General features: G+C 69.5%; 26 protein-coding genes. 16 read left to right on the forward strand and 10 right to left on the reverse strand.

What is annotated here, in order from left to right:
* Positions 1 to 7: 7 nt before the first annotated feature.
* Together MKK65_RS09695 and MKK65_RS09700 are read right to left on the reverse strand one after the other, a co-directional pair.
* A complete protein-coding gene (locus MKK65_RS09695; RefSeq protein WP_243957335.1) occupies positions 8 to 958 on the reverse strand; it encodes a prephenate/arogenate dehydrogenase family protein in 951 nt (316 codons plus the stop codon).
* Positions 951 to 2,066 (reverse strand): pyridoxal phosphate-dependent aminotransferase, encoded by a 1,116-nt coding sequence (locus MKK65_RS09700; protein ID WP_243957337.1) that lies wholly within the window; start codon positions 2,064 to 2,066, stop codon positions 951 to 953. The genes MKK65_RS09695 and MKK65_RS09700 overlap by 8 nt, the downstream gene beginning before the upstream one ends.
* Positions 2,067 to 2,259: 193 nt before the next feature.
* On the opposite strand from MKK65_RS09700, the gene MKK65_RS09705 reads away from it, so the two are divergent.
* The 6 genes from MKK65_RS09705 (at position 2,260) to metW (ending at position 5,559) form a co-directional block, all read left to right on the forward strand.
* A complete protein-coding gene (locus MKK65_RS09705; RefSeq protein WP_243957339.1) occupies positions 2,260 to 2,553 on the forward strand; it encodes a hypothetical protein in 294 nt (97 codons plus the stop codon).
* Positions 2,554 to 2,695: 142 nt separating this feature from the next.
* Positions 2,696 to 2,863, forward strand: coding sequence for a hypothetical protein (locus tag MKK65_RS09710; RefSeq protein ID WP_201025806.1), 168 nt, complete (start codon positions 2,696 to 2,698; stop codon positions 2,861 to 2,863).
* Between the two features lie 106 nt (positions 2,864 to 2,969).
* Complete coding sequence (locus MKK65_RS09715) at positions 2,970 to 3,149, forward strand: hypothetical protein (RefSeq protein WP_243957341.1); 180 nt, start codon at positions 2,970 to 2,972, stop codon at positions 3,147 to 3,149.
* 92 nt (positions 3,150 to 3,241) lie between these two features.
* A complete protein-coding gene (locus MKK65_RS09720; RefSeq protein ID WP_243957342.1) occupies positions 3,242 to 3,448 on the forward strand; it encodes a hypothetical protein in 207 nt (68 codons plus the stop codon).
* 210 nt (positions 3,449 to 3,658) lie between these two features.
* A complete protein-coding gene (locus tag MKK65_RS09725; RefSeq protein ID WP_243957344.1) occupies positions 3,659 to 4,864 on the forward strand; it encodes a homoserine O-acetyltransferase in 1,206 nt (401 codons plus the stop codon).
* Positions 4,861 to 5,559, forward strand: coding sequence for a methionine biosynthesis protein MetW (metW, locus tag MKK65_RS09730; protein WP_243957346.1), 699 nt, complete (start codon positions 4,861 to 4,863; stop codon positions 5,557 to 5,559). The genes MKK65_RS09725 and metW overlap by 4 nt, the downstream gene beginning before the upstream one ends.
* On the opposite strand, the gene MKK65_RS09735 is transcribed toward metW, so the two are convergent.
* The 3 genes from MKK65_RS09735 to MKK65_RS09745 are packed head-to-tail and all read right to left on the reverse strand — an operon-like array spanning position 5,556 to position 7,900.
* Positions 5,556 to 6,920: an ATP-binding protein gene (locus MKK65_RS09735; protein WP_243957348.1), complete on the reverse strand. Its 1,365-nt coding sequence runs from the start codon at positions 6,918 to 6,920 to the stop codon at positions 5,556 to 5,558. The genes metW and MKK65_RS09735 overlap by 4 nt on opposite strands.
* Positions 6,917 to 7,579, reverse strand: coding sequence for a response regulator transcription factor (locus MKK65_RS09740; RefSeq protein ID WP_243957350.1), 663 nt, complete (start codon positions 7,577 to 7,579; stop codon positions 6,917 to 6,919). Before MKK65_RS09740 ends, MKK65_RS09735 begins: the two co-directional genes overlap by 4 nt.
* A 15-nt stretch (positions 7,580 to 7,594) precedes the next feature.
* Entirely contained in the window at positions 7,595 to 7,900 is a 306-nt protein-coding gene (locus MKK65_RS09745; protein WP_243957353.1) for a PepSY domain-containing protein, read from the reverse strand.
* Between the two features lie 336 nt (positions 7,901 to 8,236).
* Between MKK65_RS09745 and MKK65_RS09750 the strand changes: the two genes are divergently transcribed.
* Positions 8,237 to 8,830, forward strand: coding sequence for a thermonuclease family protein (locus tag MKK65_RS09750; protein WP_243957354.1), 594 nt, complete (start codon positions 8,237 to 8,239; stop codon positions 8,828 to 8,830).
* A 524-nt stretch (positions 8,831 to 9,354) separates the two neighbouring features.
* Complete coding sequence (locus MKK65_RS09755) at positions 9,355 to 9,570, forward strand: hypothetical protein (protein WP_243957357.1); 216 nt, start codon at positions 9,355 to 9,357, stop codon at positions 9,568 to 9,570.
* 467 nt (positions 9,571 to 10,037) lie between these two features.
* Here the strand turns inward: MKK65_RS09755 and MKK65_RS09760 are convergent, their stop codons facing one another.
* The gene (locus MKK65_RS09760; RefSeq protein ID WP_243957370.1) at positions 10,038 to 12,293 is read right to left on the reverse strand and encodes a lytic transglycosylase domain-containing protein; all 2,256 of its coding nucleotides are present in this window, start codon (positions 12,291 to 12,293) and stop codon (positions 10,038 to 10,040) included.
* Between the two features lie 296 nt (positions 12,294 to 12,589).
* Here MKK65_RS09760 and dapA point away from each other — a divergent pair, with 296 nt between their 5' ends.
* From dapA to MKK65_RS09775, 3 genes are all read left to right on the forward strand, one after another.
* A complete protein-coding gene (gene dapA / locus MKK65_RS09765) occupies positions 12,590 to 13,489 on the forward strand; it encodes a 4-hydroxy-tetrahydrodipicolinate synthase (protein ID WP_243957358.1) in 900 nt (299 codons plus the stop codon).
* Between the two features lie 15 nt (positions 13,490 to 13,504).
* Positions 13,505 to 13,978 (forward strand): SsrA-binding protein SmpB, encoded by a 474-nt coding sequence (gene smpB / locus MKK65_RS09770; RefSeq protein WP_058194244.1) that lies wholly within the window; start codon positions 13,505 to 13,507, stop codon positions 13,976 to 13,978.
* A gap of 186 nt (positions 13,979 to 14,164) precedes the next feature.
* Entirely contained in the window at positions 14,165 to 14,731 is a 567-nt protein-coding gene (locus MKK65_RS09775; RefSeq protein ID WP_243957360.1) for a peroxiredoxin, read from the forward strand.
* A 15-nt stretch (positions 14,732 to 14,746) separates the two neighbouring features.
* On the opposite strand, the gene MKK65_RS09780 is transcribed toward MKK65_RS09775, so the two are convergent.
* The 3 genes from MKK65_RS09780 to rpoZ form a co-directional block, all read right to left on the reverse strand.
* The gene (locus tag MKK65_RS09780; RefSeq protein WP_058194246.1) at positions 14,747 to 15,388 is read right to left on the reverse strand and encodes an NYN domain-containing protein; all 642 of its coding nucleotides are present in this window, start codon (positions 15,386 to 15,388) and stop codon (positions 14,747 to 14,749) included.
* 358 nt (positions 15,389 to 15,746) lie between these two features.
* Positions 15,747 to 17,972: a RelA/SpoT family protein gene (locus tag MKK65_RS09785; protein WP_243957372.1), complete on the reverse strand. Its 2,226-nt coding sequence runs from the start codon at positions 17,970 to 17,972 to the stop codon at positions 15,747 to 15,749.
* A gap of 217 nt (positions 17,973 to 18,189) precedes the next feature.
* Positions 18,190 to 18,600 (reverse strand): DNA-directed RNA polymerase subunit omega, encoded by a 411-nt coding sequence (gene rpoZ / locus MKK65_RS09790; protein ID WP_010685409.1) that lies wholly within the window; start codon positions 18,598 to 18,600, stop codon positions 18,190 to 18,192.
* 298 nt (positions 18,601 to 18,898) lie between these two features.
* Here rpoZ and fabD point away from each other — a divergent pair, with 298 nt between their 5' ends.
* The 5 genes from fabD (at position 18,899) to MKK65_RS09815 (ending at position 24,234) form a co-directional block, all read left to right on the forward strand.
* Positions 18,899 to 19,840 (forward strand): ACP S-malonyltransferase, encoded by a 942-nt coding sequence (gene fabD, locus MKK65_RS09795; RefSeq protein ID WP_243957362.1) that lies wholly within the window; start codon positions 18,899 to 18,901, stop codon positions 19,838 to 19,840.
* Positions 19,841 to 19,857: 17 nt separating this feature from the next.
* Positions 19,858 to 20,595 carry a 3-oxoacyl-[acyl-carrier-protein] reductase gene (gene fabG, locus MKK65_RS09800; RefSeq protein WP_243957364.1) on the forward strand — a complete coding sequence of 246 codons (738 nt, stop codon included), beginning with the start codon at positions 19,858 to 19,860 and terminating at the stop codon, positions 20,593 to 20,595.
* A gap of 281 nt (positions 20,596 to 20,876) precedes the next feature.
* A complete protein-coding gene (locus MKK65_RS09805) occupies positions 20,877 to 21,116 on the forward strand; it encodes an acyl carrier protein (RefSeq protein ID WP_007559070.1) in 240 nt (79 codons plus the stop codon).
* A gap of 172 nt (positions 21,117 to 21,288) precedes the next feature.
* The gene (gene fabF, locus MKK65_RS09810; RefSeq protein ID WP_243957366.1) at positions 21,289 to 22,551 is read left to right on the forward strand and encodes a beta-ketoacyl-ACP synthase II; all 1,263 of its coding nucleotides are present in this window, start codon (positions 21,289 to 21,291) and stop codon (positions 22,549 to 22,551) included.
* A 174-nt stretch (positions 22,552 to 22,725) separates the two neighbouring features.
* Positions 22,726 to 24,234 carry a hypothetical protein gene (locus MKK65_RS09815; protein WP_243957368.1) on the forward strand — a complete coding sequence of 503 codons (1,509 nt, stop codon included), beginning with the start codon at positions 22,726 to 22,728 and terminating at the stop codon, positions 24,232 to 24,234.
* A 71-nt stretch (positions 24,235 to 24,305) separates the two neighbouring features.
* Here the strand turns inward: MKK65_RS09815 and MKK65_RS09820 are convergent, their stop codons facing one another.
* Positions 24,306 to 25,019, reverse strand: coding sequence for a YidB family protein (locus tag MKK65_RS09820; protein WP_058194256.1), 714 nt, complete (start codon positions 25,017 to 25,019; stop codon positions 24,306 to 24,308).
* Positions 25,020 to 25,407: the final 388 nt, after the last annotated feature.

A 25,407-nucleotide genomic window follows, 5' to 3' on the forward strand; every position in this document is an offset into this window, starting at 1 on the left:
TCCGGCCCTAGGCCTCCGGCGGCCGAGGCCGTCCGAAATCCGGGGCGGCGGTTTCCTGGCCCTGGGCCACGATGCTGCGCCGGATCGCCCGGGTGCGGGTGAACATCGCGTGCAGCGCCTCGCCGTCGCCCCAGCGCACCGCCTTGGCGAGCGCCGAGAGGTCCTCGTTGAACCGGCCGAGCATCTCCAGCACCGCCTCGCGGTTGTTGAGGAAGATGTCCCGCCACATGGTCGGGTCGGAGGCGGCGATGCGGGTGAAATCGCGGAAGCCGCTCGCCGAGAACTTGATCACCTCGGATTGCGTCGCCTCTTCGAGGTCCGCGGCGGTGCCGACGATGTTGTAGGCGATCAGGTGCGGCAGGTGGCTGGTGATCGCCAGCACGTGGTCGTGGTGCTCGGCGCTCATGGTCTCGACATTGGCGCCCATGCCCTCCCACAGGGCCCGCACCCGCGCGACGGCCGCGGGATCGGTGCCCTCGGGGGGCGTCAGGATGCACCAGCGACCGTTGAACAGGGTCGCGAAGCCGGCATCCGGCCCCGAGAACTCGGTGCCGGCGATCGGGTGGCCGGGCACCAGCGCGACGCCCGCGGGCAGGTGCGGCTGGATCGCCGCCACGACGGCGCCCTTGACCGAGCCGACATCCGAGACGATCGCGCCGGGCTTCAGGTACGGCGCCAGCTCGGCCGCCGCCGCCCCGATGGCGCCGACCGGCACGCACAGGATCACCAGGTCGGTCTCGGCGGCGCCCGCCTGCGGGTCGCCGGTGACGACGTCCGCGATGCCGAGCTCGGCGACCCGGGCGCGCACGGCCTCGTCCCGGTCCAGGGCGACGATCGTGCCGGCGAGATTGTAGCGGCGGGCCGCCCGGGCGATCGAGGAGCCGATCAGCCCGAGCCCGACGATGGTCAGGCGCCCGAGGGGCGGTGTCGCGGCCTCGGCAAGGTGCGGTTCAGGCATGCGCGCCCCGCACGAAGTCGCCGAGCGCCGCCAGGAAGGCCTCGTTCGCCTCGGCACCCGCCACCGTCACCCGCAGGGCGTTGGGCAGGCCGTAGGCGCTGACCCGGCGCGTGATCAGCCCGCGCTCGGTGAGGAAATCGTCGGCGTCGGCGGCCGAGCGGCCCGGTTCGTCGGGGAAGTGGATCAGCACGAAGTTGGCGACGCTCGGCGTCACCGTCAGCCCCAGCGCCCGGGCGCCGTCGGTGAGCTTGGGCAGCCATTCGGCGTTGTGGGCGGCGGCCGCCGCCATGTGCGCCTCGTCGGCGATGGCGGCCGCGCCGGCCGCGATGGCCGGGCCCGAGACGTTGAACGGGCCGCGGATGCGGTTGACCGAATCCGCCACATGGGCCGGGGCCAGCATCCAGCCGATCCGCACGGCGGCAAGCCCGTAGATCTTCGAGAAGGTCCGGGTCATCACGACGTTCTCGGAGTCGAGCGCGAGTTCGAGCCCGGCCGAGTAATCGTTCGCCCGCACGTATTCGGCATAGGCGCCGTCGATCACCAGCAGCACGTTGGCCGGCAGGGCGGCGTGCAGGCGGCGGATCTCGTCGAACGGCAGGTAGGTGCCGGTCGGGTTGCTCGGGTTGGTGACGTAGACGATCCGGGTGCGCTCGGTGACCCGGGCCAGGATCGCGTCGACATCGGTGGTGTAGTCGCGCTCGGGCGCCACCACGGGCGTCGCGCCCGAGGCCAGGATCGCGATCCGGTAGACCAGGAATCCGTGCTCGGAATAGATGCCCTCGGTGCCGGGGCCGCCATACGCGTAGGCCAGCAGCGACAGCAGCTCGTCCGACCCCGCGCCGCAGACGATCCGCTCCGGGTCCAGCCCGTAGCGCTTGGCGATGGCGGCGCGCAGCACCGTGGCGCGGCCGTCCGGGTAGGTCTCCAGCTTGGCGGTGGCCTCGTGCAGGGCGGCCAGAGCCGCCGGGCTCGGGCCGAGCGGCGTCTCGTTGGACGAGAGCTTGTGGACCTTACCGCCACCGGGCCGCCCGCTCTTGCCGGGCACGTAGGTGTCGATCGCCAGGACGCCGGGGCGCGGCTCCGGGCGGACGGGTTTGGGGGCGGACATGGCTCTGCGACTCGGATGCGCGGGCGGGACTTTCGTTTGCCGGGTCCGTCTACAACATTTCCTCGGTGGGTGAAGCCGGACGTCTTTGCACGCGCCCATAGGTTAAGCTCTTGCGGGAGATCGACACGCCCTGGTTGGGTCGCGCGCCGTCGCTATGTCCCCCCGATACCCGCTTGCGACAAGGACCGATCCCATGCCCCTCACACGCTACCTGGATGGCGGCGCCCATATCCTGCCCGCCGACGAGAGCCTGATCCGGTTCGCGATGACCAACGGCGAGCGGGTGATCGGGATCGACGTGCCGATCCCGGTGCTGCGCCAGCATTTCGGCGGCGCCGACCTCCCACCCCTCGACCTGTTCGCCCGGAACCAGGCGGCGATCGAGGCCGCGGCGAGCGCCGCCTACGACACGACCGCGACCCCCAACGACCTTCTCGACATGGGCCCGGAGGATTTCCGGACGCCCCCGGGCGCGGCCACGCTCTAAGGGTCCGGCGGAGCGAGGTTCCCCCGCGGCAAAGCGGCGACGCGCAAATGCCGCGGGGCACTCGCCACGTTTCGGCCTGTTGATCCCGGAGAAGGGGCCGCGTCGGGCGCGTCGCGCCCCGCGTTCCCCTGGACGGATTCATATGCCCGGTGACCTGATCCCCTGCAGCCTGTTCCTGATCGGGATCCTCACCTCGGTGGCCGCCGATTGTCGAATGCGCCGGGCCGACGCCTCCACGTGGACGAACGGTTGCATCACCGCGGTCGGGGCCGCCATGGTGTTTTTCGCCTGCGCGGTGGCGATCCGCTGATGGGTCCCGCGGGCCCAGATCTGCGGAACCGGCGGGCCCCTCGCACACTTCCCCAGCCGTGATCCTGGGCCGCCTATCGCGGCGCGGCCGGCTCGGTGAGGTTCCCATGATTTCGATCCAGGCGATCGTCGGCTGTGCGCTCGTCCTGTCCGGGCTCTGCGTCGAGAACGTCGCGAGCCGGAGCTGGCGGGTTGGCGTCGGTGCCGACCGGCTCGATGCCCGCGCGGCCCTGGCGCTGGGGCTGCCGGCCCTCGGGCTGGCGCTGATGGCGGCCCCGCTCGCCTGAGCGGGCTTTCGAGTCCGAAGGCCGTGTCGCGGCGCACCGCGAGGCCTGGCAGAGCGGCTTAGATCCCCGGTATCGCAAAGCGGGGACGGGTCATGGACTTCATCGGTGAGATCATCCTGAACGGCACGATCGCGGCGGCGCATGCCGCGTTCGAGTTCCTCACGCAGGCCGTGCCGACCCAGTTTCCCGTCGCCCTGAGCGGTTCCGCGGTGGAGGCCGGAGCGACCGCTTTGGCGGATGTCCTCGGACCGACCGGGACGGAGCCCGCGGCGGCCCCCGCGCGGGACGATGCGCCGTAACTCGACCGGCCGCGCGCAGGCCCTACGCCGACAAGCCGGACCAAGCCTTTCGGACCGGGCCCTCTTGCACCGGCCCCCGCGTTGACGCTTGCTCCCCGGAGCATTACCTCCCGGTCTCGCTGGCCGCGTCGGGCGAGTGCGGCGCGTCACGCGACACCGCGCTCGCCCGACGCGGACCGGGATCGCCGACACACGGTCGTCAAGTCCCGCATGGATACCCAACCGGACACCGCGCTGCGGCCGGACCCGATAGACGAGACGGCGGGGCGCCTGTTAGAGCCCTCGCAGGCGCTCGACCCGAAAAGCCTGGTCATGCGCTTCGGCACGGACGCGCCGCTGCGAACCGATGCCGGCGTCGAACTCGCTCCGTTCCAGATCGCCTACCAGACCGCCGGGACCCTCAACGCGGCGGGCTCGAACGCGGTGCTGATCTGCCACGCGCTCACCGGCGACCAGTATTTCGCCCATCCCCATCCGGTCACCGGCAAGCCCGGCTGGTGGGAGACGCTGGTCGGCCCCGGCAAGCCCGTGGACACCGACCGCTACTTCGTCGTCTGCTCGAACGTGATCGGCTCGTGCATGGGCTCCACCGGCCCGGCCTCGATCGATCCCGCCACCGGGCGGCCCTACGGGCTGAACTTCCCGCTGGTGACGATCCGCGACATGGTCCGGGCCCAGGCGATGCTGCTGGAGCGGCTCGGCGTGCGCGACCTGTTCCTGTGCATCGGCGGCTCGATGGGCGGGATGCAGGTGCTGCAATGGGCGGCCCTGTACCCCGAGCGAGTCTTCGCCGCGATGCCGATCGCCACGGGGCCGCGCCACTCCGCGCAGAACATCGCGTTCCATGAGGTCGGCCGGCAGGCGATCATGGCCGATCCGGCCTGGGCCGACGGGCGCTATCTGGAGGAGGGCACGCGGCCGTCCAAGGGGCTCGGCGTCGCCCGGATGGGCGCGCACATCACCTACCTGTCCGAGCCGGCCCTGCACCGGAAGTTCGGCCGGCGGTTCCAGGGCGGCTCGGCGCCGACCTTCTCGTTCAACGCCGACTTCCAGATCGAGAGCTACCTGCGCCACCAGGGCCTGAGCTTCGTCGAGCGGTTCGATGCCAACGCCTATCTCTACCTCACCCGGGCGATGGATTACTTCGACCTGGCCGAGGATCATGGCGGCGTGCTGGCCAACGCGTTCCGGGGGATCAAGACCCGGTTCTGCCTGATCTCGTTCACCTCCGACTGGCTGTTCCCCACATCCGAATCGCGGGTGATCGTGCACGCGCTCAACGCCGCCGCCGCCCCGGTCGCCTTCGTGGAGGTCGAGACCGACAAGGGCCACGACGCCTTCCTGCTCGACGAGCCGGCGATGTTCTCGGCCGCCCGCGGCTTCATCGACGCCGCCGCCCGGGCGCGCGGCTTATGAGCGGCTCGATGCTGTTCAAAGGCTCCCCGGGCAACACCGCGCCCTGGCAGACCACCGACGCCCTGCCCCGCACCCCCGAGGGCAACGGCGCCCGGGTCGACCACATCGTCGTGCTGGGCCTCGTGCCGCCGAGCGCCCGGGTGCTCGATATCGGCTGCGGCGACGGCTCCCTGCTGGCGCTACTGCGCGACCGCCGCAGCATCGACGGGCGCGGAATCGAGCTGTCCCGCGACGGGGTGAATGCGTGCCTCGCCCGCGGCCTGTCGGTGATCCAGGGGGACGCCGACACCGACCTGGAGAACTACCCGGACGACGCCTTCGACGTGGTCGTGCTGTCCCAGACCATCCAGGCGACCCGCAACCCCCGGATCGTGCTGGAGCACCTGCTGCGCATCGGCCGGCAGGTGATCATCTCGTTCCCGAATTTCGGGCATTGGCGGGTCCGGTCCGAACTGGCCCTGCGCGGCCGGATGCCGGTCACCGAGATCATGCCGGATGCCTGGTGGGAGACCCCCAACATCCACCATTGCACGATCCGCGACTTCGTCGGCCTGTGCCGCCTGATCGGCGCCCGGATCGAGCACGCCACGGCGCTCGACGCGAGCGGCCGGCCGATGCGCTTCTCCATGCCCTGGTGGGTGTGGAACCTGTTCGGGGCGCAGGGCGTGTTCCTGCTCCGGCGCAGGGCGGATTAGCGCCCCGGCATCGCGCCGTCCGCCGCCTCCGTCCAGGTCAGCGCGGCCTGCAACCCGCCCATCTCCGAGCGCATGAAGGCGAGCTGGGCGCCTGCGGCTTCGGCCACGTCGCGGGCGATCGCGATGCCGAAACCGGTGCCCGGGCGGCTCTCGTCCCAGCGCTGGCCGCGTTTGATGCCGGTGATCGCGGCCTCGCTCATGCCGGGGCCGTCATCCTGGACCGTGAGCCGCAGGCCGGCGCCGCTCACCGCCCCGGTCACCCGCACCCGCCGGTGCGCCCATTTCCGGGCATTGTCGAGCAGGTTGCCCAGCACCTCCATCAGCTCGCCCTCCTCGCCCGGATAGGCGAGCGCCTCCGGCACGGCGACCTCCCAGGCGAGGGAGTCGCCCTCCGGCAGCCGCCGCATGGTCGCGACCAGGCGCTCGGCCACCGGGGCGACCCGGCAGGTCCGCCGCCGCAGGTCGCCGGCTGCCGCGATCCGGGCGCGGGCCAGCGCGCGCTCGACTTGGCCCCCCATCGCGCGGGCCTGCTCGGCGATCTCCGCCGAGAGGCCGGGATCGGCCGGCCCGGTCCGGCGCGCGAGGGCGTCGAGCACGGCCAGCGGCGTCTTGAGGCCGTGGGCCATGTCGGCGGCCGCGGCGCGGGCCCGGACCAGGGCCCGCTCCTGCGCGTCAAGCAGCCGGTTGAGGTCGGCCACCAGAGGCCGGACCTCGTCGGGGAAATGCTCGGGCAGCCGGGTCCGTGTCCCGGCATGGACCGCGCCGAGATCCTGCTGCAGCACCCGGAACGGCGCCAGCGCCCGGTGCACGAACAGCCACAGGGCCAGCGTCAGCACCACGAACAGGGCCGCCAGCGCCGGGACCAGCAGGCGCAGGAACGTGGCCCGGCTCGCAGCCAGGCCGCGCCGGTCCTCGGCCACGATCACGCGCAGCTCGGTCTCGGTGCCGCGCGGGCCGATCTCCAGGGGGCGGATGACGGCGATCAGCCGGCCACCATCCGGCCCGGTGGCCGCGACGGTGGCGGGGGCGTCGCCGGTCGTTGGCCCCAAGTCGAGGCGCTTGTCCCAGAGGGAGCGCGAGCGCAGGACGTGGCTCCCCGCCTCCACCTGCCAGTACAGGCCGCCATAGGGTGTGGAAAAGCGCGGGTCCGGCGGCTCCCGGGAGATTGTGGGGCTCCCGTCCGGCGCGATCCCGACCCGGCCGGCGATGAGCTTGGCGGTCCGGTCGAGCTCGTCGGCGGTGCGGGCGTCGAGCACCTGGTCGAGGATCACGGTGAGGCCGATGCCGGCCAGCAGCAGCGCGAGCGCGATCAGGGCGGCTGCCGCGAGCCCCAGCCGCAGCCGCAGGGAGTCGCGCCTCACGGCGCGTCCGCGACGCGGTAGCCCTGGCCGCGGCGGGTCTCGATCACCCCCGGCCCGAGCTTGCGGCGCAGGCGGGTCAGGAGCGCCTCGAGGGCGTTGGCCTCGCGCTCGGTGCCCACGCCGTGGAGATGGTCCAGAACCTCGCCCGCCGGCACGACCTGCCCCTGCCGGTGCAGCAGGAAGGCCAGGAGCCGGTATTCGAGGGCGGTCAGTTCGGCCGGCCGGCCCGCGACGCTGACAGCCCGGGTGCGGGTATCGAGCTCCACCGCCCCGGCCCGGAGCACCGGCGAGGCGTGGCCGGCGGTGCGCCGCAGGATCGCCCGCAGGCGCGCGACCAGCTCCTCCATGCGGAACGGCTTGACCAGATAATCGTCGGCGCCGGCATCGATGCCCTCGACCCGCTCGCGCCAGCCGTCCCGGGCCGTGAGGATCAGCACCGGCAGCACCACCTCGGCCGCCCGCAGCCGGCGCAGCACGCCTAGCCCGTCGAGGCGCGGCAGGCCGAGATCGAGCACCATGGCATCGTAGGGTTCGGTCTCGGCGCGGAACCACGCCGCCTCCCCGTCCGCGACCACGTCGGCGACGTAGCCGGCCTGTTCGAGCCCGTGCTTCACGTCCGCGGCGATGCGCGGTTCGTCCTCGACCACTAGGACGCGCACGGCCGGCTCCCGCCCTCAATCATCCTCGTCCTCGTCCAGGATCTTGAGCGAGCCGGCATCGACCTTCACGGAGCGGCGCTTCCCGTCGGTGCCGAGGATGCGCAGCTTGTACCGCCACTGCCCGTCGTCGCGCTTGAGATCGACCGCCACCACGTCCCCCGGCACCGCCGCGCGGGCGGCGCGCAGGACCTCGTCGAGGGGGCGGATCTCACCCTTCTCCAGGGCGCGGCGGGCGCGGTCGGCATCCTCGGAGGCGTGGGCGGGCCAGGCCGCACAGGCGAGCAGCAGGAGCGCGGTGCGGCGGGACGGGGGCTGGATCATGCGGGGGCGGTCTCGGTCATGACGGGTTCAGGGCATCACATGTTTCCGAAGGCGGCGCTGGTCCCCTCCCCGCACGGGGGAGGAGCGCGCGTCGCGCCTTCCACCAGCCGATGTGTGAACATCGTAGCCCGCAGAGGGGAGGCGCGCGCGTCGCGGCCTGCACCAGGCAACATTGGGCTGGGTCAACCATAACGCAGAGAGGTGGGGTCCGGCCCTGTAAAGTCATCCCGCATCGCATGGCGCGAACAGCCTGACGGGAGGCTGACAGGCGCCGTCAGGATCGCGGGGCGCCGCTCCGTCAGAAGGGGGCCAGACCTCTTCCGGAGACGCGATCCCATGTCCCTGATCCTCGGTGCCCTCCTCGCCTGTGCCGCCGGTCTCGCCGGCACCCTCCTCTGCCCCGACGACGCCGCCCGCCGCTCGCGGCTGCCGCTGCTGGCCGCGTTCCTGGCTGGCGGTCTCGCCTGGCACGCACCGGCCCGGGCCGGCGAGGCTCTGCACGGCCCCGCCCGGGTGCTCGACGGTGGGACCCTCCTGATCGGCGCCAGCCGCATCAGCCTCGCGGGCATCGCGGCACCGGACGCCGACCAGACCTGCTCGGACGCCCGGGACCAGACCTACGCGTGTGGCCGGGCGGCGGCCCGGGCGCTCGCGGATCATATCGGCGGGGCTGCCATCACCTGCGAGCCCCGTCCGTCCGAGGCCGGGGGCGCCGTGGTGGCGCTGTGCCGGATCGGCGACGAGGATCTCGGGGCCTGGATGGTGGCGCAGGGCCTCGCGGTGCCCGATCGCGCCGCGGCGCCCACCTATGCGGCGGCGGCCGACCGGGCCTGGGGCCGCCGGCTAGGCCTCTGGTCCGGGGTGTTTCAGGACCCCGCGGAGCGGCGCGGCCGGCGCGCCGACATGGCCGGGCTCCGGGTCGCCGGCTAACGGACGGCGCCGACGCCGCCGGTGCGCGATGGCTGCCGGCTCCGGCGCGCGGCGTCCTGACATTCAGCCGCAACAGCCGCGGCGGGTGCCGTTCAGAGGCCCGAACGAGGGCCGGCTTCCGCTCCTGATCCAGCGCAGGCTTCCTGTCGGCGACAGGGAGACGGACGCGCAGACCGAACCCAGAGGCTCCCGACGTGGCCCGCGTGCGCACGGCGCGGTCCCACCGGTGATCTCGGCCCATGTGCTGCTGCGGTGGGTGAGCCGTCCGTCGGCACGATCAGGCCCGTCGACCTGCGCGGATCGACAAAGCCGTCGTCGCCGACGCGGACACCGGTTCGGCGCCCGCGAGCGCGAGACGGCAAAAACCGATCCGGCTGCCTATTGCAACGCGTTCGGAGACGGCTCAGAATTCCCGTCACGGTCTCTTATGGTTGTCTAAAAATAGCAGACTTGATTTTTTATACAGTTTTTCGTGCTACAACTTCGGTTCATCTATACCGACAGACGGTAGAAGGATGTCCCGCATGAGCGGCTCGGACAAGCCGGAGAGCCAGACCTTGCGGACGCTGGCTGGAATCCTCGGCGTCTCGGTCAAGCATTTCTTCGACGGCGCTCTCGCATCCGACGGCACCGCAGACTCGCAGGAATGCCTGCGGCTCTGGTCCTGCATCAGGACCGACGAGGGGCGTCAACGCGCCCTGACCTATCTCCGCGGCATCCTGGAGGACGAGCAGCGGTGATGCGTGGGGGCGACGATCGAGGCGGCGCGCCCTCCGCGAAGGCTCTCGGGCGTGGCCGAGCGAGGCATCGGGCCCGTCTCCCCCGGGGCTGGCGGCTTGACGGAGCGAGATCCGGACGGTCCTCGGCGGCAAGAGGTCCGCGGCGGCAAGCGAAGTCTCCTCCGAGGAGACCCGCGCCGTCCCTCCCCCCGCAGCTACGATGTTCGCACAACGGCTCTTGGGACGCGCTCTCCTCCCCATGCAAAGAGGCGTTGGAGCCGGGGGGCTCAGAAGGCACCGCTGCGCTTGATCCTGAACCGCCCCCACCCCTGACCCCTTCCCGCAAGGGGGAAGGGAAACGCGGTGTGTTTCGGAGACTTGCGACAGAGCTTTTTGAGGTGTGAATCCGCCAGCCCCCCGCAGAGGGGGCGGACGCGCCTGGGGCCGCTCCATGACCCCCGGCCGTCCATGACGGCCGGCCCGATCCCCTACCGCGCCCCGCGGTGCAGATCCCCGTCGATCAGCAGGGCGCTGCGGTTGTCCAGGCGGGAGCGGTAGACCTGCAGGTTCTCCATCACCCGCTGCACGTAATTGCGGGTCTCGGTGAACGGGATGCGCTCGACCCAGTCGATCACGTCGACCTCGCCCTTGCGCGGGTCGCCGTAGGCGTCGATCCACTTCTTCACGTTGCCGCCGCCGGCATTGTAGGAGGCGAAGGCGAGCACGTAGGAGCCGCGCCAATCCTCCATCAGCTCGCCGAGATGGGCCTGGCCGAGCTTGGCGCAGTAGGCCGGGTCGCTGGTCAGGCGGTCGACGTCGAAGGCCGTGGCGACCCGGCGGGCGGTGCGCTGGGCGGTGGCCGGCATCATCTGCATCAGGCCGCGGGCGCCGACGCCGGACTGGGCCCGGGGGTCGAACTGGCTCTCCTGCCGGGCGATGGCGTAGACCATGGCCCGCTCCACCTGCGGCACCGCCGTGAAGGTCTCGTAGGTCGGGATCCCGATGGTCGGATAGGCATGGGCGTCCAGCGGCAGGCCGCGCTGCACCGCGAGCTTGCCGATCGCCACCAGGGCGCGGGCATCCTTCATCTCGGTGGCGAGGTCGCCCAGCGCCTGGATCTCGCGCGGGTCGGCGAGGTCCCGGGCGGCATCGATGTAGAGCGGCAGCGCCAGGTCCTTGAGCCCCGCCTCGCCGAGCATGCGCAGGGCCCGGATGTAGAGCCGGTCGTCGAAGGATTGCCGCTCGACGCCCTCGAGATCGGCCGGCGCGCGCAGGGGCAGGCTGGTCTGGCCGAGGTGCGCCCGGGCGACCTGGCCGTAATAGGCGATCGGCTGCAGGGCGGCCCGTTCGTAGAAGGTTTTGGCCACGTCGTGCTGGCCGAGCGAATCGGCCGCCCGCCCCTGCCAATAGGCGGCGCGGGCCAGCGAGACCGGGCTCTCCGCGATGGTCGCCATCCGGGCGAAGTGCTGCGCGGCGCTCGCAGGGTCGCCGGCGAAGCGCAGGGCGATCCAGCCGGCGTGGAACTCGGCCTCCAGGCGCTTCTCCGGTGTGCGTGCGGCGTGGCCGCTTGCCACCGTGAAGGCGGTCCTGGCATCGCCGAGGTCGAGGAGCTTGCGCGCCACGATCCGGCGCTCGACCCACCATTCGTCGCCGTCGACCAGCACGTCCGGATTGGCGGGCGCCGTGGCGAGCACCGCGGCGGCCTCCTCGGGCTTGTCGGCCCGGCGGAAATACTGCGCCCGGGAGAAGATGTAGGAGGCGTCGCCCCGCAGGGACGGCGGCACCGCCGCGAGGGCGGCCGGACCGCCGGCCTTGTCCTCGACGGCCCGGCGGGCGCGCACGAGGCTGGCATAGCCGCCGCCCGCGTAGCCGGCGGCCCGGCCGGCGCTCTCCCAATCGTCCTTCAGGAGCGCGCGCTCCATCCGGTAGCGGTGGTCGATCCGGGTCAGCACGCCCTGGAACGCGTCCTGGACCTTGGCCTCCAGGCTTTTGCCGAAGCTCTCGGTCCGCCACAGGTCGTGGACGATCTCGGCGGCGTCGCCGTCATAGCCGTCGGCGCGCAGCGCCAGCGCCAGGGCGAACTTGCCCGGCGCGCTCACCGGCTTGGCGGTGGCGAAATAGGCCCGGACCACGGACGGGGGCTTGCGCTCGGAGAGCAGGGCCTCCTCGGCCCGGCGGCGCAGCAGCGGCCCGGCCGGCCAGGTTGGGTTGGCCCGGGCGAAGGCCACCGTGCGGGCGAACCCGATGCCGGCGCCGGCGCGGATCGCCACCCATTCGAGCAGCGCCCGGGCGGCGGGATCGGTGAAGCCGTCGCGCATCCGGTCGCCGTCGGCGACCCGGCCCTTGCGGTAGAGGTCGATGGCGCCGCGCAGCAGCGTCGGGTCGGTGTCGCCCGAGATTTTCGGCTTGCCCGGGTCCGGGACTTCCGGAACCGGCGCGGCCGGAGTCACCGCCGCGTCGGGCAGCGGGAAGGCCACGGGCGCGTCGGGATCGGCCGAGGCATAGGCAGTGGCCGCCGCCGGGATCTTGCCGCCGGCCTCCTCGCCCCGGTCGGAGCCCTTGGCGGTCTGGGCCGGATCGAGCTTGAGGGCGTCGGCGGTGACCGGATCGGCGACCGCCTCGGCCTCGGTGCTCCGGGTCTGGGCCGGGGACAGGGCGGCGTCGCTCGAAGGCGGCGTCGGCTGCGAGGTGGGTGCGTCGGTGCCGGCCTGCCCGGCCAGCGCGACGCCCAGCGTCGTGACCAGGGCCGCCGCCGCCAGGGGCGTGCGCGTCGAGGCCAGCGCGCGGATCAGGGGACCTCGGATCGACTGGGCTCGGATCACGTTTCCCCCCTTCTCGCGACCGGAGTGGAAAGAGATGAAGATCGGCGCGCGGGCATTAAGAACCCGTAAACCGTGACCACGATCTGTTTGCGCACCGTGGCGCGACCTTCTATGTCTGCCCGTCCGCGGCCGAACGGCACGCGGGACGCGCGGCGCCGAGAACGCCGCAGCCAACCAGTCCGCCGAGACGCCAGCTCATACTCTTCGGGACGCCTGAGATGACCGAGATGACCGGGAGCCGCCTGCGGGGCTCGCTCACCGCGCTTGTGACGCCGTTCCGCGACGGCGCCTTCGACGAGGCCGCGTTCCGGACATTCGTGCGCTGGCAGATCGCGCAGGGCAGCCACGGCCTGGTGCCCACCGGCACCACCGGCGAGAGCCCGACCCTGACCCATTCCGAGCACGACCGGGTGGTCGAGGCCTGCATCGACGAGGCCGGCGGCCGCGTGCCCGTGGTGGCGGGTGCGGGCTCCAACTCCACCGCCGAGGCGGTGGCCCGGGCGCGCCACGCCGAGCGCGCCGGCGCCGACGCCGTGCTGGTGGTGACGCCCTACTACAACAAGCCGACGCAGGAGGGCCTCTACGCCCACTTCAAGGCCGTCAACGACGCGGTCGGCATTCCGATCATCATCTACAACATCCCGCCGCGCTCCGTCGTCGACATGAGCGTCGAGACGATGGCCCGGCTCTTCGAACTGAAGAACATCGTCGGCGTGAAGGACGCGACCGCCAAGATCGACCGCGTCAGCCAGCAGCGACAGGCCATGGGGGCGAACTTCCTCCAGCTTTCAGGCGAAGATGCGACGGCGCTCGGCTACAACGCCCAGGGCGGCCACGGCTGCATCTCGGTGGTGGCCAACGTGGCGCCCCGGCTCTGCGCCGACCTGCAGGAGGCCTCGCTCGCGGGCGACTACGCCAAGGCGCTTGCCCTGCAGGACCGGCTGTTCCCGCTGCAGAGCGGGCTGTTCGCCGAGGCCAATCCGGGCCCGACCAAGTACGCGCTGGCCAAGCTCGGCCACATGACCGAGGACCTGCGCCTGCCGCTGGTTCCGGTCTCGAACGCCACCCGGGCGATCGTCGATGCGGCCCTGCGCCACGCCGGCCTTCTGGAAGGCTGAGGAGAGTCACCCAACATGGCCCCGAAACCGGAGCCCAGTCGGCGCATCGTCGCCGACAACCGTGCCGCACGCTTCCACTACACGATCGAGGACACCTTCGAGGCCGGCCTCTCGCTGACCGGCACCGAGGTCAAATCCCTGCGCATCGGCAAGGCGACGATCGGCGAGGCCTATGCCGGCCCCTCCGGCCGCGACCTGATGCTGTTCAACTGCTACATCCCGGAATACCTGGAGGCGAACCGCTTCAACCACGAGCCCAAGCGCCCGCGCCGCCTGCTGCTGCACCGCCGCCAGATCAACAAGCTGATCGGCGCGACCCAGCGCCAGGGCTACACGGTGGTGCCGCTGAAGATCTACTTCAACGACAAGGGCCGGGCGAAGATCGAGCTCGGCCTGGGCAAGGGCAAGCAGGCCCACGACAAGCGCGAGGCCGCCAAGGAGCGCGACTGGCAGCGCGACCGGGCGCGGCTGCTGCGGGACCGGGGGTAGACCGGTTCACGGCTGTTCCGTCATTGCGAGCGGAGCGAAGCAACCCAGTGCGGCGCGCGATCCCAGACCATCGCGCCGCCCTGGGTCATGGCGCTTCGCGCGTGATGACGGTGCGGGCGAAGCCTGAAAACGGGCGATTCCCCTTCGGCGCGCGGCGATCTAGGCTCGCGATCCGAGGAGACGCCCATGCAGCCCAGCACCGACGCCCTGCCCGCCGACCTGCCGGCTCCCGTGGATGACGGCGCCGCCGATCACCTGCGCGGGATGACGCTGCCCGACGTGGCGCTCACCGCCACGGATGGCCGGACGGTGTCGCTCGCGAAGCTCTCCGGCCGGACCGTGGCCTATGCCTATCCGCGCACCGGCGAGCCGGGGAAGCCGGCCCTGACGCCGGATTGGGACGCGATTCCCGGTGCCCGGGGCTGCACCCCGCAGGCCTGCGATTTCCGGGATCATCATGCCGCCCTCCGGGAGCGCGGCGTCGCCCAAGTCTTCGGTCTCTCGACCCAGACCAGCGCCTACCAGCGGGAGGCGGCCGAGCGGCTGCACCTCCCGTTCCCGCTGCTGGCCGATCCGCACCGGGCCTTCACGATGGCCGCCCGCCTGCCGGTCTTCGCGGCGGGCGGGCAGGTGCTGCTGGCCCGCCTCACCCTGGTGATCGACGACGGCGTGGTCGCCCAGGTGTTCTACCCGGTCTTTCCCGCCGATCGCGGCGCCCAGCAGGTGATCGACTGGCTCGACGGCGCCGCCTGAAGCTTAGCCCCGATCTCAGCCCTCTTCGGACTCCGGCTGGCGGATGCCGTAGCGGTTCTCGAGGGCCGGGCTCGGGCGGGCTTCGCCGCGGTAGCGGCTGGCGGTGTCGCCGGCAGCCCGGACCGGGCGCTCGCTCGGCTCGCGGCCGATGCGGTTCGAGAGGCTCGCGAGGTCCACGAACTCGTCGGCCTGCCGCCGCAGCTCGTCGGAGATCATGGCCGGCTGGGTCTGGATGGTGGAGATCACCGTCACCTTGACGCCGCGCCGCTGCATCGCCTCGACCAGCGAGCGGAAATCGCCGTCGCCGGAGAACAGCACCATGTGGTCGATATGCGGGCTGAGCTCGAGGGCGTCGATCGCCAGCTCGATATCCATGTTGCCCTTGTACTTGCGCCGGCCCATCGAGTCCGTGAACTCCTTCACGGGCTTGGTGACGACGCGATAGCCGTTGTAGTCGAGCCAATCGATCAGCGGCCGGATCGAGGAATATTCCTGATCCTCGATCATGGCCGTGTAGTAGAACGCCCGCAGCAGGTTGTCGCGAGCCTGGAATTCCTTGAGCAGCTTCTTGTAGTCAATATCGAAGCCGAGGGCCTTGGTGGTCGCGTAGAGGTTGGCGCCGTCGATGAAGAGAGCGCTGCGCTGCGGTGCTGCCATGGATGGATCGGATCCTGAAGAATATGGGGCGCCGGAAATCGTGGGCTGAAACGGCTGAGAGAGATCCGGGCGGAAAACCCGGGCCGCGTCGTCGCGATCGAATGCCGAACGGGGATGAAATCCGAGGCGCAATGGCTCGGCCCCTTCCGGGCGACCGTCGCCCGGGCGTTTCAACCATTTGGGCGAAACGCACCCCTGTCAAGTCAACCGGAAGGAATGCGGATCTCGTTAGCGGCGAATCCGCGCAGTGTCGATCAAAAAATTGTATCCCGACGTATCGCGCCCAAGCTCTGGGATAAAAGGCCGAAGTTGATCCGTAAAACCTGAGGTTCATCGCCCCGTCGGGCCGGCGATGATCTTAGCCGTTCACGCGCTCGACGCTGTTGACTGGGCGCTTGCCGCGCAGCTCCGCGATGATCGCAGTGAGATGCTGGAGATCCCAGACCGACAGGTCGATGGTGATGTCGGTGAAGTCCTGGGTGCGCCGCTTCATCGAGATGTTGTCGATGTTGCCGTCGTGGTCGGCGATCACCTGGGCGATCTGGGCGAACACGCCGGGCTCGTTGATCGACTTCAGCGCCAGCCGGGCCGGGAAGCGCTCGGTGCCGGAGGCCTCCGTGTCCCAGCGGACGTCGAGCCAGCGCTCGGGCTCGTTGTCGAAGGCGGCGAGTGCGGCCGACTGGATCGGGTAGACGGTGACGCCGACCCCCGGGGTCAGGATGCCGACGATCCGGTCGCCCGGGACCGCGCCGCCATTGGGCGCGAAGGTTACCGGCAGGTCGCCGGCGAGGCCCCGGATCGGGATGGCCTCGCTGCGGCCCTCGCTGCCCGGGAAGGTCAGCCGCATGGTCTGGTCGGCGGAGCGCACGAGCCGTCCGGCGCCGTTCAGCGCGCCCTGCGGCGTCGATGGCCGGCGCTCGTCGCGATGGTCGGGATAGACCGCCCGGACCACGTCGCCGGAGAACATCTCGCCCCGTCCGACGGCGGCGAACACGTCCTCCGTGGTCGCCCGGGCCAGCCGCGGCAGGGCACCGCGCAGCTTGTCCTCCGAGAAGGTCTTGGCGGCGCGCTCGAAGGCCCGGTCCAGGATCTGGCGGCCGAGCCCGGCATATTGCCGGCGCACGGCGGTCCGGGTCGCCCGCCGGATCGCCGCCCGGGCCTTGCCGGTCACCACCAGCGATTCCCAGGCGGCCGGCGGCGAAGCGCCGTCCGAGCGGCTGATCTCGACCTCGTCGCCGTTGGCGAGCTCGTGCAGCAGCGGCGCCATCCGGCCGTTGATCTTGGCGCCCACCGCCGAATTGCCGACATCGGTATGCACCGCGTAGGCGAAGTCGATCGGCGTCGCGCCCCGCGGCAGGGCGATCAGCCGGCCCTTCGGGGTGAAGCAGAACACCTGGTCCTGGAACAGCTCGAGCTTGGTGTGTTCCAGGAACTCTTCCGGGCTGTCGCCCTCGGCCAGCAGCTCGATGGTCCGGCGCAGCCACTGGTAGGCGCCGCTCTCGGCGGCGAGCTTGGGGTGGACGCTGCCCGGCTCCCTGGGCACGTCCTTGCCGAGTTCCTTGTAATGGGCATGCGCGGCGATGCCGTATTCGGCGATGTCGTCCATGGCGCGGCTGCGGATCTGCAGCTCGACGCGCTGGCTCTTCGGCCCGATCACCGTGGTGTGGATCGAGCGGTAATCGTTCTGCTTCGGCGTCGAGATGTAGTCCTTGTACCGGCCCGGCACCATCGGCCAGCTGGTATGGACGATCCCGAGCGCCACGTAGCAATCCTGGACCGTGTCCACGATCACCCGGAAGCCGAAGATATCGGAGAGCTGCTCGAAGGCGACCGACTTGCGTTCCATCTTCGACCAGATCGAGAACGGCCGCTTCTGCCGGCCGCTGACCTCGGCGGTGATGCCCTGGACGGAGAGCTTTTCGGTCAGCACCTGCGCGATGGTCTCGACCACCCGCTCCGACTTGGCGGTAAGGCGGGCGAGCCGCTGGGTGATGGTGGCGTAGACCTCCGGCTCGATGTTGCGGAAGGCCAGGTCCTCCAGCTCCTCGCGCAGCTCCTGCATGCCCATCCGGCCGGCGAGCGGCGCGTAGATGTCCAGGGTCTCCTGGGCGATGCGGTGGCGCTTGTCCTCCCGCATGTGGTGGAGGGTGCGCATGTTGTGCAGGCGGTCGGCGAGCTTGACCAGCAGCACGCGCACATCCGCCGCCACGGCGAGCAGCAGCTTGCGGAAGTTCTCGCCCTGGGCGGCCTGCTTGGAGACGAGATCGAGCCGCTTGAGCTTGGTCAGCCCGTCGACCAGCGCGCCGATCTCCGACCCGAACAGGCGGCGGATCTCCTCCAGGGTCGCCTCGGTATCCTCGACGGTGTCGTGCAGGACCGCGGCCACGATGGTGGCGTCGTCGAGATGCAGGTCGGTGAGGATCGCGGCCACTTCGAGCGGATGCGCGAAGAACGGATCGCCCGAGGCCCGCTTCTGCGTGCCATGCGCCTGCATGGCGTAGACGTAGGCCCGGTTGAGCAGCGCCTCGTCGGCGGCCGGATTGTAGCACTTGACCCGCTCGACGAGCTCGTACTGGCGCATCATCCGCCGGGCCGTCGTCGGTTCCTGGATGGCGCGCGGGGTCGGAGTCACGCCCGACTCTCCCGCAACGGGCGTGCCCGCGCCAGCCCCCGGCGGCGGAAAAGCGCCGGTTGCGACCGTATCGCCGTCCGAACGCAAGAACCCGGCGTCTCCGCCGGGTCCGGTCGCGGTCAGGTCGTGATCATCCAGGCCCACGTGGAGCGGCTCACTGTATCCGGGTTTACTCGCCTTCGTCGTCGGTCTCGACCGGCGGGGCGAGGTTCTCGAGGCCGCGCAGCAGGTCTTCCTCGCTCATGCGGTCGAATTGGACCGCCGCATCGTCGCTGGAGGATTGCGGGGCCACGGCGGCCGCGGCCGGTGAGCTCGACAGCAGCGGCACGGTCTCGGCCTCCGGCTCGTCCACCTCGACGTATTTCTGCATCGAGTGGATCAGCTGTTCCTTGAGGTCGTCGGCCGTGATCGTCTCGTCGCCGATCTCGCGCAGGGCCACGACCGGATTCTTGTCGCGGTCGCGATCGATGGTGAGCGGGGCGCCGGCGGCCAGCAGGCGCGCCCGGTGGCTCGCCAGCAGCACCAGCTCGAACCGGTTCTCGACCTTCTCGATGCAGTCTTCGACGGTGACGCGCGCCATGCGGGGCGGCTCCTCAGCTTAAGCGACGGGTGATGTCGGGTGTGGAGCCACTCTACACGGAATGCCGTTGTGCAACAAGCACAGCGGGTTGCGCCGGGCGCGCGTCTGGCGGGCGGGGCGGGCCCGGGGCCGCACGGCAGGCCGGGCGGGCGGGCACGGCCGGATTGTGCGACGCATTGTTGACACTCACGCCCTCGGGTGCGAGTGCGCGCCGCGCAATCCAGCCATTTCGGCCGACACGGGCGGCGATCGCGTGTCGTGCGGCGACCGCGACGAGACGAGAGCGACAGGACCGACCATGCGCGCACTCATCTTTCCCGGCCAGGGCAGCCAGGCCGTGGGCATGGCGAAGGCGCTCGCCGAAAATTTCCCGCAGGCGAAGGCCGTGCTCGACGAAGTCGACGACGCCCTGTCCCAGCCGCTCGCGCGGCTGATGTTCGAGGGGCCGGTGGAGGAGCTGACCCTCACCACCAATGCCCAGCCGGCCCTGATGGCGGCGAGCCTCGCGACCTTGCGCGTGCTGGAGGCCGAGCGCGGCCTCGACCTCGCCCGGGACGTGGCCTGCGTGGCCGGGCATTCGCTCGGCGAATACGCGGCGCTTGCGGCCGCCGGCAGCCTGTCCATCGCGGATGCGGCCCGGCTGCTGCGCCGGCGCGGGCAGGCCATGCAGGCGGCGGTGGCGCCGGGCGTCGGCGCGATGGCGGCGCTGATCGGCACCGATGTCGAGGCGGCCCGCGGGATCGCCGAGGCGGCGGCCCTCGAATCCGACGGCGCGGTCTGCGACGTCGCCAACGACAATGGCGGCGGCCAGGTGGTGCTCTCGGGCGACCGGGTGGCGGTCGAGCGCGCCGTCGGCATCGCCACGGAGCGCGGGGTCAAGCGCGCCGTGATGCTCAACGTCTCCGCGCCGTTCCACTGCCGCCTGATGGCGCCCGCCGCCGCCGCGATGGCCGCGGCTTTGGCCGAGGTCGAGCTGAAGGCGCCCCGGGTGACGCTCTACGCCAACGTCACGGCGGCCCCGGTGGCGGAGCCCGCGGCGATCCGGACGGCGCTGGTCGAGCAGGTCACCGGCACCGTGCGCTGGCGCGAGAGCGTCGCCGCCATGGCGGCCGCCGGGGTCGACCGATTCGACGAGCTCGGCGCCGGCAAGGTGCTCACCGGCCTGGTCAAGCGCATCGCGCCCCAGGCGACCGCCGCGGCGATCGGCACGCCCGCGGACGTGGCGGCCTTCGCGCTCTGATACAAAGGGAGTCCCGCATGTTCGATCTCACCGGGCGCAAAGCCCTCGTGACCGGCGCCACCGGCGGCCTCGGCCAGGCGATCGCCCGGGCGCTGCATGCCCAGGGCGCCACCGTGGCGCTCTCGGGCACGAAGCCGGCGGCGCTGGAGGCCCTGGCGGCGGAGCTCGGCGAGCGCGCGAGCCCGGTGGCGGCCGATCTCTCCGACAAGGAGTCGGTGGAGGGCCTGGTCCCGGCGGCCGAGGCCGCGATCGGGCCCCTCGACATCCTGGTCAACAATGCCGGCATCACCCGGGACAACCTGTTCATGCGGATGAAGGACGACGAGTGGGAGCAGGTGCTCGCCGTCAACCTCACCGCCGCCTTCCGGCTCTCGCGCGCGGCCGTGAAGGGGATGATGCGGCGGCGCTCCGGGCGGATCGTCAATATCGGCTCGGTGGTGGGCTCGACCGGCAATCCCGGCCAGGGCAACTACGCCGCCGCCAAGGCCGGGCTCGTCGGCATGACCAAGGCGCTGGCCGCCGAGGTCGCCTCCCGCGGGATCACGGTCAACTGCATCGCCCCGGGCTTCATCAGCTCGCCGATGACCGACGCGCTCAACGAGAAGCAGCGCGAGGGCATCCTGACCCGCGTGCCCGCCGGGCGCCTGGGCGAGGGCGCGGAGGTCGCCGCCGCCTGCATCTACCTGTCCTCGGCCGAGGCTGCCTACGTCACCGGCCAGACCCTGCACGTGAATGGCGGCATGGCGATGTTCTAGCTCCGAATCGACCCTTCCGACACGCGCGTGCCACACCCATGAAGGGAATCTGAACGGCTCTCGCCAGGGCGGGAACCCTGTGCTACCACCCCCCGCAGCCGTACAGGGGGTTGACGGTTCAGCGGGTTTTCAGTCCAAGGCCCCTCGGCGGGGCCGTCCCAGTTCACCTCCAGACACGCGCGATCGGACACCGGCCCGTCAACAAGCCCGCAAGGGCGCGGCGCGGCCACGGCACCACCCCGAGACGACTGACAGACCAAAAGGACGAGGACGGAAGACCGATGAGCGATATCGCTGAGCGCGTGAAGAAGATCGTCGTCGAGCACCTGGGCGTCGAGCCCGAGAAGGTGGTCGAGAGCGCCAACTTCATCGACGACCTCGGTGCCGACAGCCTCGACACCGTCGAGCTGGTCATGGCCTTCGAGGAAGAATTCAACGTCGAGATCCCGGACGACGCCGCTGAGACCATCCAGACGGTCGGCGACGCGGTGAAGTTCCTGGAGAAGAACTCGGCCGCCTGAGGCGCCGGATTCGGTTTCACGCGGCGCGGGTGAGGCGAAGCAGCCCCCGCGCCGTTCTGCGTTTCGCGGTTCCGTGGCACGGATCCGGCCGCGATCGGTTGAACGAGATGCGCTCCGGGGATGGCCGGCGCCGATGGCGACGGGCGAGCGCTCCTAAGACGGGACAGGTAGCATGCGGCGGGTGGTGGTCACGGGTCTGGGGATGGTCACGCCGCTGGGCAATGGCGTGCAACACACCTGGAGCCGGCTGATCGCGGGCGACAGCGGCGCCGGCCCGATCCGCGGCTTCGAATCCGCCGACCTGCCCTGCCGAGTCGCCGCGCAGGTCCCGTATGGCGACGGCACGGACGGCACCTTCAACCCCGACGCGGTGATGGAGCCCAAGGAGCAGCGCAAGGTCGATCCGTTCATCGTCTTCGCGATGGCTGCGGCCGACGAGGCCCTGAAGGATGCCAACTGGCACCCCAAGAGCCACGAGGACCAGTGCGCCACCGGCGTGCTGATCGGCTCCGGCATCGGCGGCATCGGCGGCATCTACGACGCGTCCGTGACCCTCCACGAGAAGGGCCCGCGCCGGATCTCGCCGTTCTTCATCCCGGGCCGGATCATCAACCTCGCCTCCGGCCAGGTCTCGATCGCCCACGGCCTGAAAGGTCCGAACAACGCCGTGGTCACGGCCTGCTCCACCGGCGCCCACGCCATCGGCGATGCGAGCCGCCTCGTGGCGCTGGGCGACGCCGACGTGATGGTGGCGGGCGGGGCCGAATCGCCGGTCAACCGCCTGTCGATCGCCGGCTTCTCGGCCTGCCGGGCGCTGACCACCGGCTTCAACGACACCCCGGAAAAGGCCTCCCGCCCCTACGACCGCGACCGCGACGGCTTCCTCATGGGCGAGGGTGCCGGCATCGTCGTGCTCGAGGAATACGAGCACGCCAAGGCCCGCGGCGCCAAGATCTACGCCGAGGTGGTGGGCTACGGCCTCTCGGGCGACGCCTACCACATCACCTCCCCGTCCCCGGACGGCGACGGCGCCTTCCGCTGCATGAGCGCCGCGGTGAAGCGCGCCGGCATCTCGCCCGCCGAGATCGGCTACATCAACGCCCACGGCACCTCGACGCCCATGGGCGACGAGCTGGAGCTGAAGGCCGTGGAGCGCCTCCTGGGCGATGCCGCCGCGGGCGCGACCATGTCTTCCACCAAGAGCTCGGTCGGCCACCTGCTCGGCGCCGCCGGCTCGGTCGAGGCGATCTTTTCGATCCTCGTCCTGCGCGACGGCGTGATCCCGCCGACGCTCAACCTCGACAACCCCTCCGTCCAGACCAAGATCGACCTCGTGCCCTTCGAGGCGAAGCGCAAGCAGGTGGATGTGGTGCTGTCGAATTCGTTTGGATTTGGCGGGACGAATGCATCGTTGGTGATGCGGCGGGTGAGCTGACGTCGAACGTCTCAGACATCATCTTAAGGGAAGCTCGATAGGGTCTAGTCGGAGTCATCTCACGTCCGGGCCAGATATTGCCCTGTCGAATTAAAGTCGCTGATGTCGATTTCAGCGAGGCGACCAACGCTCCACAATCGGTTTTGTTAGACGCTTTGAGATGGCATTTTTGCCATGCCTTGGCACGTGATCTACAATTCAGCTGCGGCAGTTGTACGGATTCGCACCCTAACAAAGCATATTGCCATGCCAGAATTCTTGTATCGCTTCAGGTCATTATCTCGACTGCTCGATAGTAATGAGCTTGAAAATCAAGAAATTTATTTTGCTGAGCCCGGGCAGTTGAACGACCCTATGGAAGGGTTCCGGGATGTTTTTTGGAGGGGTGATACGATTGTATGGCGAAATTTCTTTCGTCACTATCTTATTTGCTTGGATAACGCTTACACACAGCTCGCGGTGTTGGGTGAGGAATATCCAATCGGCTGGCATGTCGTGCCCGTATTTAACTACGGTGACATTAACGACGGGATTCCGAGAAAGGAAGCTGAGCAAGAAATACTTGATAGTTTCTTTGCCGAACCGTGCATTGCTAATCTAATAGGTCTTTTGTCCACACGAAAATTTCCCGTTCGCCGTAACGAATTAGCCGCTCACCTTCGCAGCATACATATGCTTAGCTTGATGACTATTCGTCGAGTTAATTCTGGGCGTGGCCTTGAGACATTGCCAGCGAATGCAGAAGAATTGTTTTTGCGGGCTCGAAGTGCGGTAACAACCTCAGTTGAAGCCCTTCGGCGTGTCCAAGAATTCGAGAGCACGCACTCCACGACAGCAGATCAATCGGAAGAGTTTTTTTCTTTGCAGAATAGACTTAGTGCGGAGCTCGATCTTATTGACACTTATAATAAAGATATCGATATTGAAAATAAGAACCGTAACTTTATATTCTTTAATTTTCCTAGCGATTACCCGTTAAAAATCGAATGCTTAATCTATCCAGAATGGTACGCCGCTTGTTTTATGAGCGAGTGTCGAAATTCCTCTATATGGGGGACATATGGCGCTAGCCATACAGCAGTTTGTCTAAAATTTAAAACTCACCTTACAGATGGTCATACTACGCTTCGGCTCAAGCGGCAGTATGGAGCCGGGACCGGCGGTCCTATTATTGGCTTTGTGCCCCATCCTTTTCACGAAGTTGTCTATGAAAATAAACACGAGCCGATTGATTTCTTTCGATCGCTAGGACGATTTCCGCTCACGGTTCTACGGGATCGTTGGTACTCTGATCAGAGTGGCTCCCTAAGTCCATGCGGCGACGATGTATTCCACTCCCAGGACGCTTGGCGAGATAAGTATTGGCTCTTATTCTATCGCGCTATATTAAGAAAGCTTGATCACTGGCAGCATGAGAATGAATTTAGGCTTGTCCTTAGCGGTGATCTCATCGATTTTTCCGATGCTAAAGATCGTATAACTACCTATCAGTTCGAGGATCTAGAGGGTATAATATTTGGTATAAATACGCCCATTCGAGCAAAGCTGGATATATTTAAGATAATAGAAAGAAAATGTCGAGAAGAAAGTCGAACGAATTTCAAATTTTATCAGGCTCGCTATCAAGCATTGACTGGTACTATAGAGCATGATGAGCTGTCGCTTCTTAGGTTTGCGACGTAGATATTTGGCGCGTTCTTTGTCGAAAATAATATGCGCTTCCTTGCAGTCTTTCCGCGGAAGCCAGGAGCGCGCTACCACCCTCTTCTTTCCTCCGCCCCCGGCACTCGCCCCTGGGGCGTGAGCGCGTGCACCACCTCCGGCAGTGCCTGGGCGAGCTGGGACAAGAGCGCCTCGCGGTCCATGCCGGTCTGGCTCTGGAGGGTGTCGAGCGTGTCGGGGCCCAGCGCCTGGGCGAGCTGGGCCGGGGCCACCGGGCGGTTGCTGCCGTGGCCGATCCAGGATTCGATCACGTCGCCGAGGCCCCCCTGGCGGAAGCGGTCGACCAGACCGTCGAGGCCGCCGAGATCACCCTGTCCCGGATCGCCCTGATGCTCCGGGGCGGCGCGGCTCGCGGTGGGGCCGGATTCGCCCGGGCCGTCGAGCATGCCGGACAGGTCCGAAAAATCGCCGGGCGGCAGGGACGGGTCGGAGGGCCCGGTCTCGCGGCGCTGGCCGGACTGGTCCCAGCCGCCGATATCGCCCGGGTCGCCGCGTCCGCCGGCATCGGCCGGGTGCTGGCCCGGATCGCGCCCGTAGGGCCCGGCGCCGCCGGACCGGTCGGCCTCGGGCCCCGGCTCACCCCGGCCGCCGCGCCCGAAGATGTCGCCAAAACCGCCGTTGGCGCCCTTGGCGAGCAGCAGCATCAGCAGGGCCTTCACCAGGGGCGACATCCCCCCGGATCCCTGCTTCTGGCCGCCGAACACCTGACCGAGCACGCCGCCGATCGCCGATTCAAGCAAACCCATCTGCATCCCTCCGGGGCAGGCTCCGCCCGGGCTGACAACGGCGGGCGGGGGGTGGGGGTTGCAGGACGGAGCGGACGTTGTGCGTGCAGTCCCTCCCCCCTCTACGGGCTACGATGTTCACACATCGGCTGCTGGAAGGCGCAACGCGCTCTCCTCCCCCTTGCGGGGAGGAGTTGGAGGTGGGGGTGGCTCAGAAGGCACCGTGACGTTCGATCCTGCACCACCCCCACCCCTGGCCCCTCCCCGCAAGGGGGAGGGGAAACGCGTGGTGTTTCAGAGGCTTGCCGCAGAACAATCCCGATGTGTGAATCTGCTAGCCTCCCCCGCAGATGGGAGAGGGAGCGCGCGCGTCACGGGCGGGGCGGATCTTCCAGTGGAGCCCCTCCCC

This window comes from Methylobacterium sp. J-001 (assembly GCF_022829565.1).
Lineage (GTDB): Bacteria > Pseudomonadota > Alphaproteobacteria > Rhizobiales > Beijerinckiaceae > Methylobacterium.

Excerpts from the sequence above, each read along its gene's own strand:
- MKK65_RS09695 (WP_243957335.1), bottom strand. The coding sequence starts at position 958 with ATGCCTGAACCGCACCTTGCCGAGGCCGCGACACCGCCCCTCGGGCGC.
- MKK65_RS09700 (WP_243957337.1), bottom strand. The coding sequence starts at position 2,066 with ATGTCCGCCCCCAAACCCGTCCGCCCGGAGCCGCGCCCCGGCGTCCTG.
- MKK65_RS09705 (WP_243957339.1), top strand. The coding sequence starts at position 2,260 with ATGCCCCTCACACGCTACCTGGATGGCGGCGCCCATATCCTGCCCGCC.
- MKK65_RS09710 (WP_201025806.1), top strand. The coding sequence starts at position 2,696 with ATGCCCGGTGACCTGATCCCCTGCAGCCTGTTCCTGATCGGGATCCTC.
- MKK65_RS09715 (WP_243957341.1), top strand. The coding sequence starts at position 2,970 with ATGATTTCGATCCAGGCGATCGTCGGCTGTGCGCTCGTCCTGTCCGGG.
- MKK65_RS09720 (WP_243957342.1), top strand. The coding sequence starts at position 3,242 with ATGGACTTCATCGGTGAGATCATCCTGAACGGCACGATCGCGGCGGCG.
- MKK65_RS09725 (WP_243957344.1), top strand. The coding sequence starts at position 3,659 with ATGGATACCCAACCGGACACCGCGCTGCGGCCGGACCCGATAGACGAG.
- metW (WP_243957346.1), top strand. The coding sequence starts at position 4,861 with ATGAGCGGCTCGATGCTGTTCAAAGGCTCCCCGGGCAACACCGCGCCC.
- MKK65_RS09745 (WP_243957353.1), bottom strand. The coding sequence starts at position 7,900 with ATGATCCAGCCCCCGTCCCGCCGCACCGCGCTCCTGCTGCTCGCCTGT.
- MKK65_RS09750 (WP_243957354.1), top strand. The coding sequence starts at position 8,237 with ATGTCCCTGATCCTCGGTGCCCTCCTCGCCTGTGCCGCCGGTCTCGCC.
- MKK65_RS09755 (WP_243957357.1), top strand. The coding sequence starts at position 9,355 with ATGAGCGGCTCGGACAAGCCGGAGAGCCAGACCTTGCGGACGCTGGCT.
- dapA (WP_243957358.1), top strand. The coding sequence starts at position 12,590 with ATGACCGAGATGACCGGGAGCCGCCTGCGGGGCTCGCTCACCGCGCTT.
- smpB (WP_058194244.1), top strand. The coding sequence starts at position 13,505 with ATGGCCCCGAAACCGGAGCCCAGTCGGCGCATCGTCGCCGACAACCGT.
- MKK65_RS09775 (WP_243957360.1), top strand. The coding sequence starts at position 14,165 with ATGCAGCCCAGCACCGACGCCCTGCCCGCCGACCTGCCGGCTCCCGTG.
- MKK65_RS09780 (WP_058194246.1), bottom strand. The coding sequence starts at position 15,388 with ATGGCAGCACCGCAGCGCAGCGCTCTCTTCATCGACGGCGCCAACCTC.
- MKK65_RS09785 (WP_243957372.1), bottom strand. The coding sequence starts at position 17,972 with ATGATGCGCCAGTACGAGCTCGTCGAGCGGGTCAAGTGCTACAATCCG.
- rpoZ (WP_010685409.1), bottom strand. The coding sequence starts at position 18,600 with ATGGCGCGCGTCACCGTCGAAGACTGCATCGAGAAGGTCGAGAACCGG.
- fabD (WP_243957362.1), top strand. The coding sequence starts at position 18,899 with ATGCGCGCACTCATCTTTCCCGGCCAGGGCAGCCAGGCCGTGGGCATG.
- fabG (WP_243957364.1), top strand. The coding sequence starts at position 19,858 with ATGTTCGATCTCACCGGGCGCAAAGCCCTCGTGACCGGCGCCACCGGC.
- MKK65_RS09805 (WP_007559070.1), top strand. The coding sequence starts at position 20,877 with ATGAGCGATATCGCTGAGCGCGTGAAGAAGATCGTCGTCGAGCACCTG.
- fabF (WP_243957366.1), top strand. The coding sequence starts at position 21,289 with ATGCGGCGGGTGGTGGTCACGGGTCTGGGGATGGTCACGCCGCTGGGC.
- MKK65_RS09815 (WP_243957368.1), top strand. The coding sequence starts at position 22,726 with ATGCCTTGGCACGTGATCTACAATTCAGCTGCGGCAGTTGTACGGATT.
- MKK65_RS09820 (WP_058194256.1), bottom strand. The coding sequence starts at position 25,019 with ATGGGTTTGCTTGAATCGGCGATCGGCGGCGTGCTCGGTCAGGTGTTC.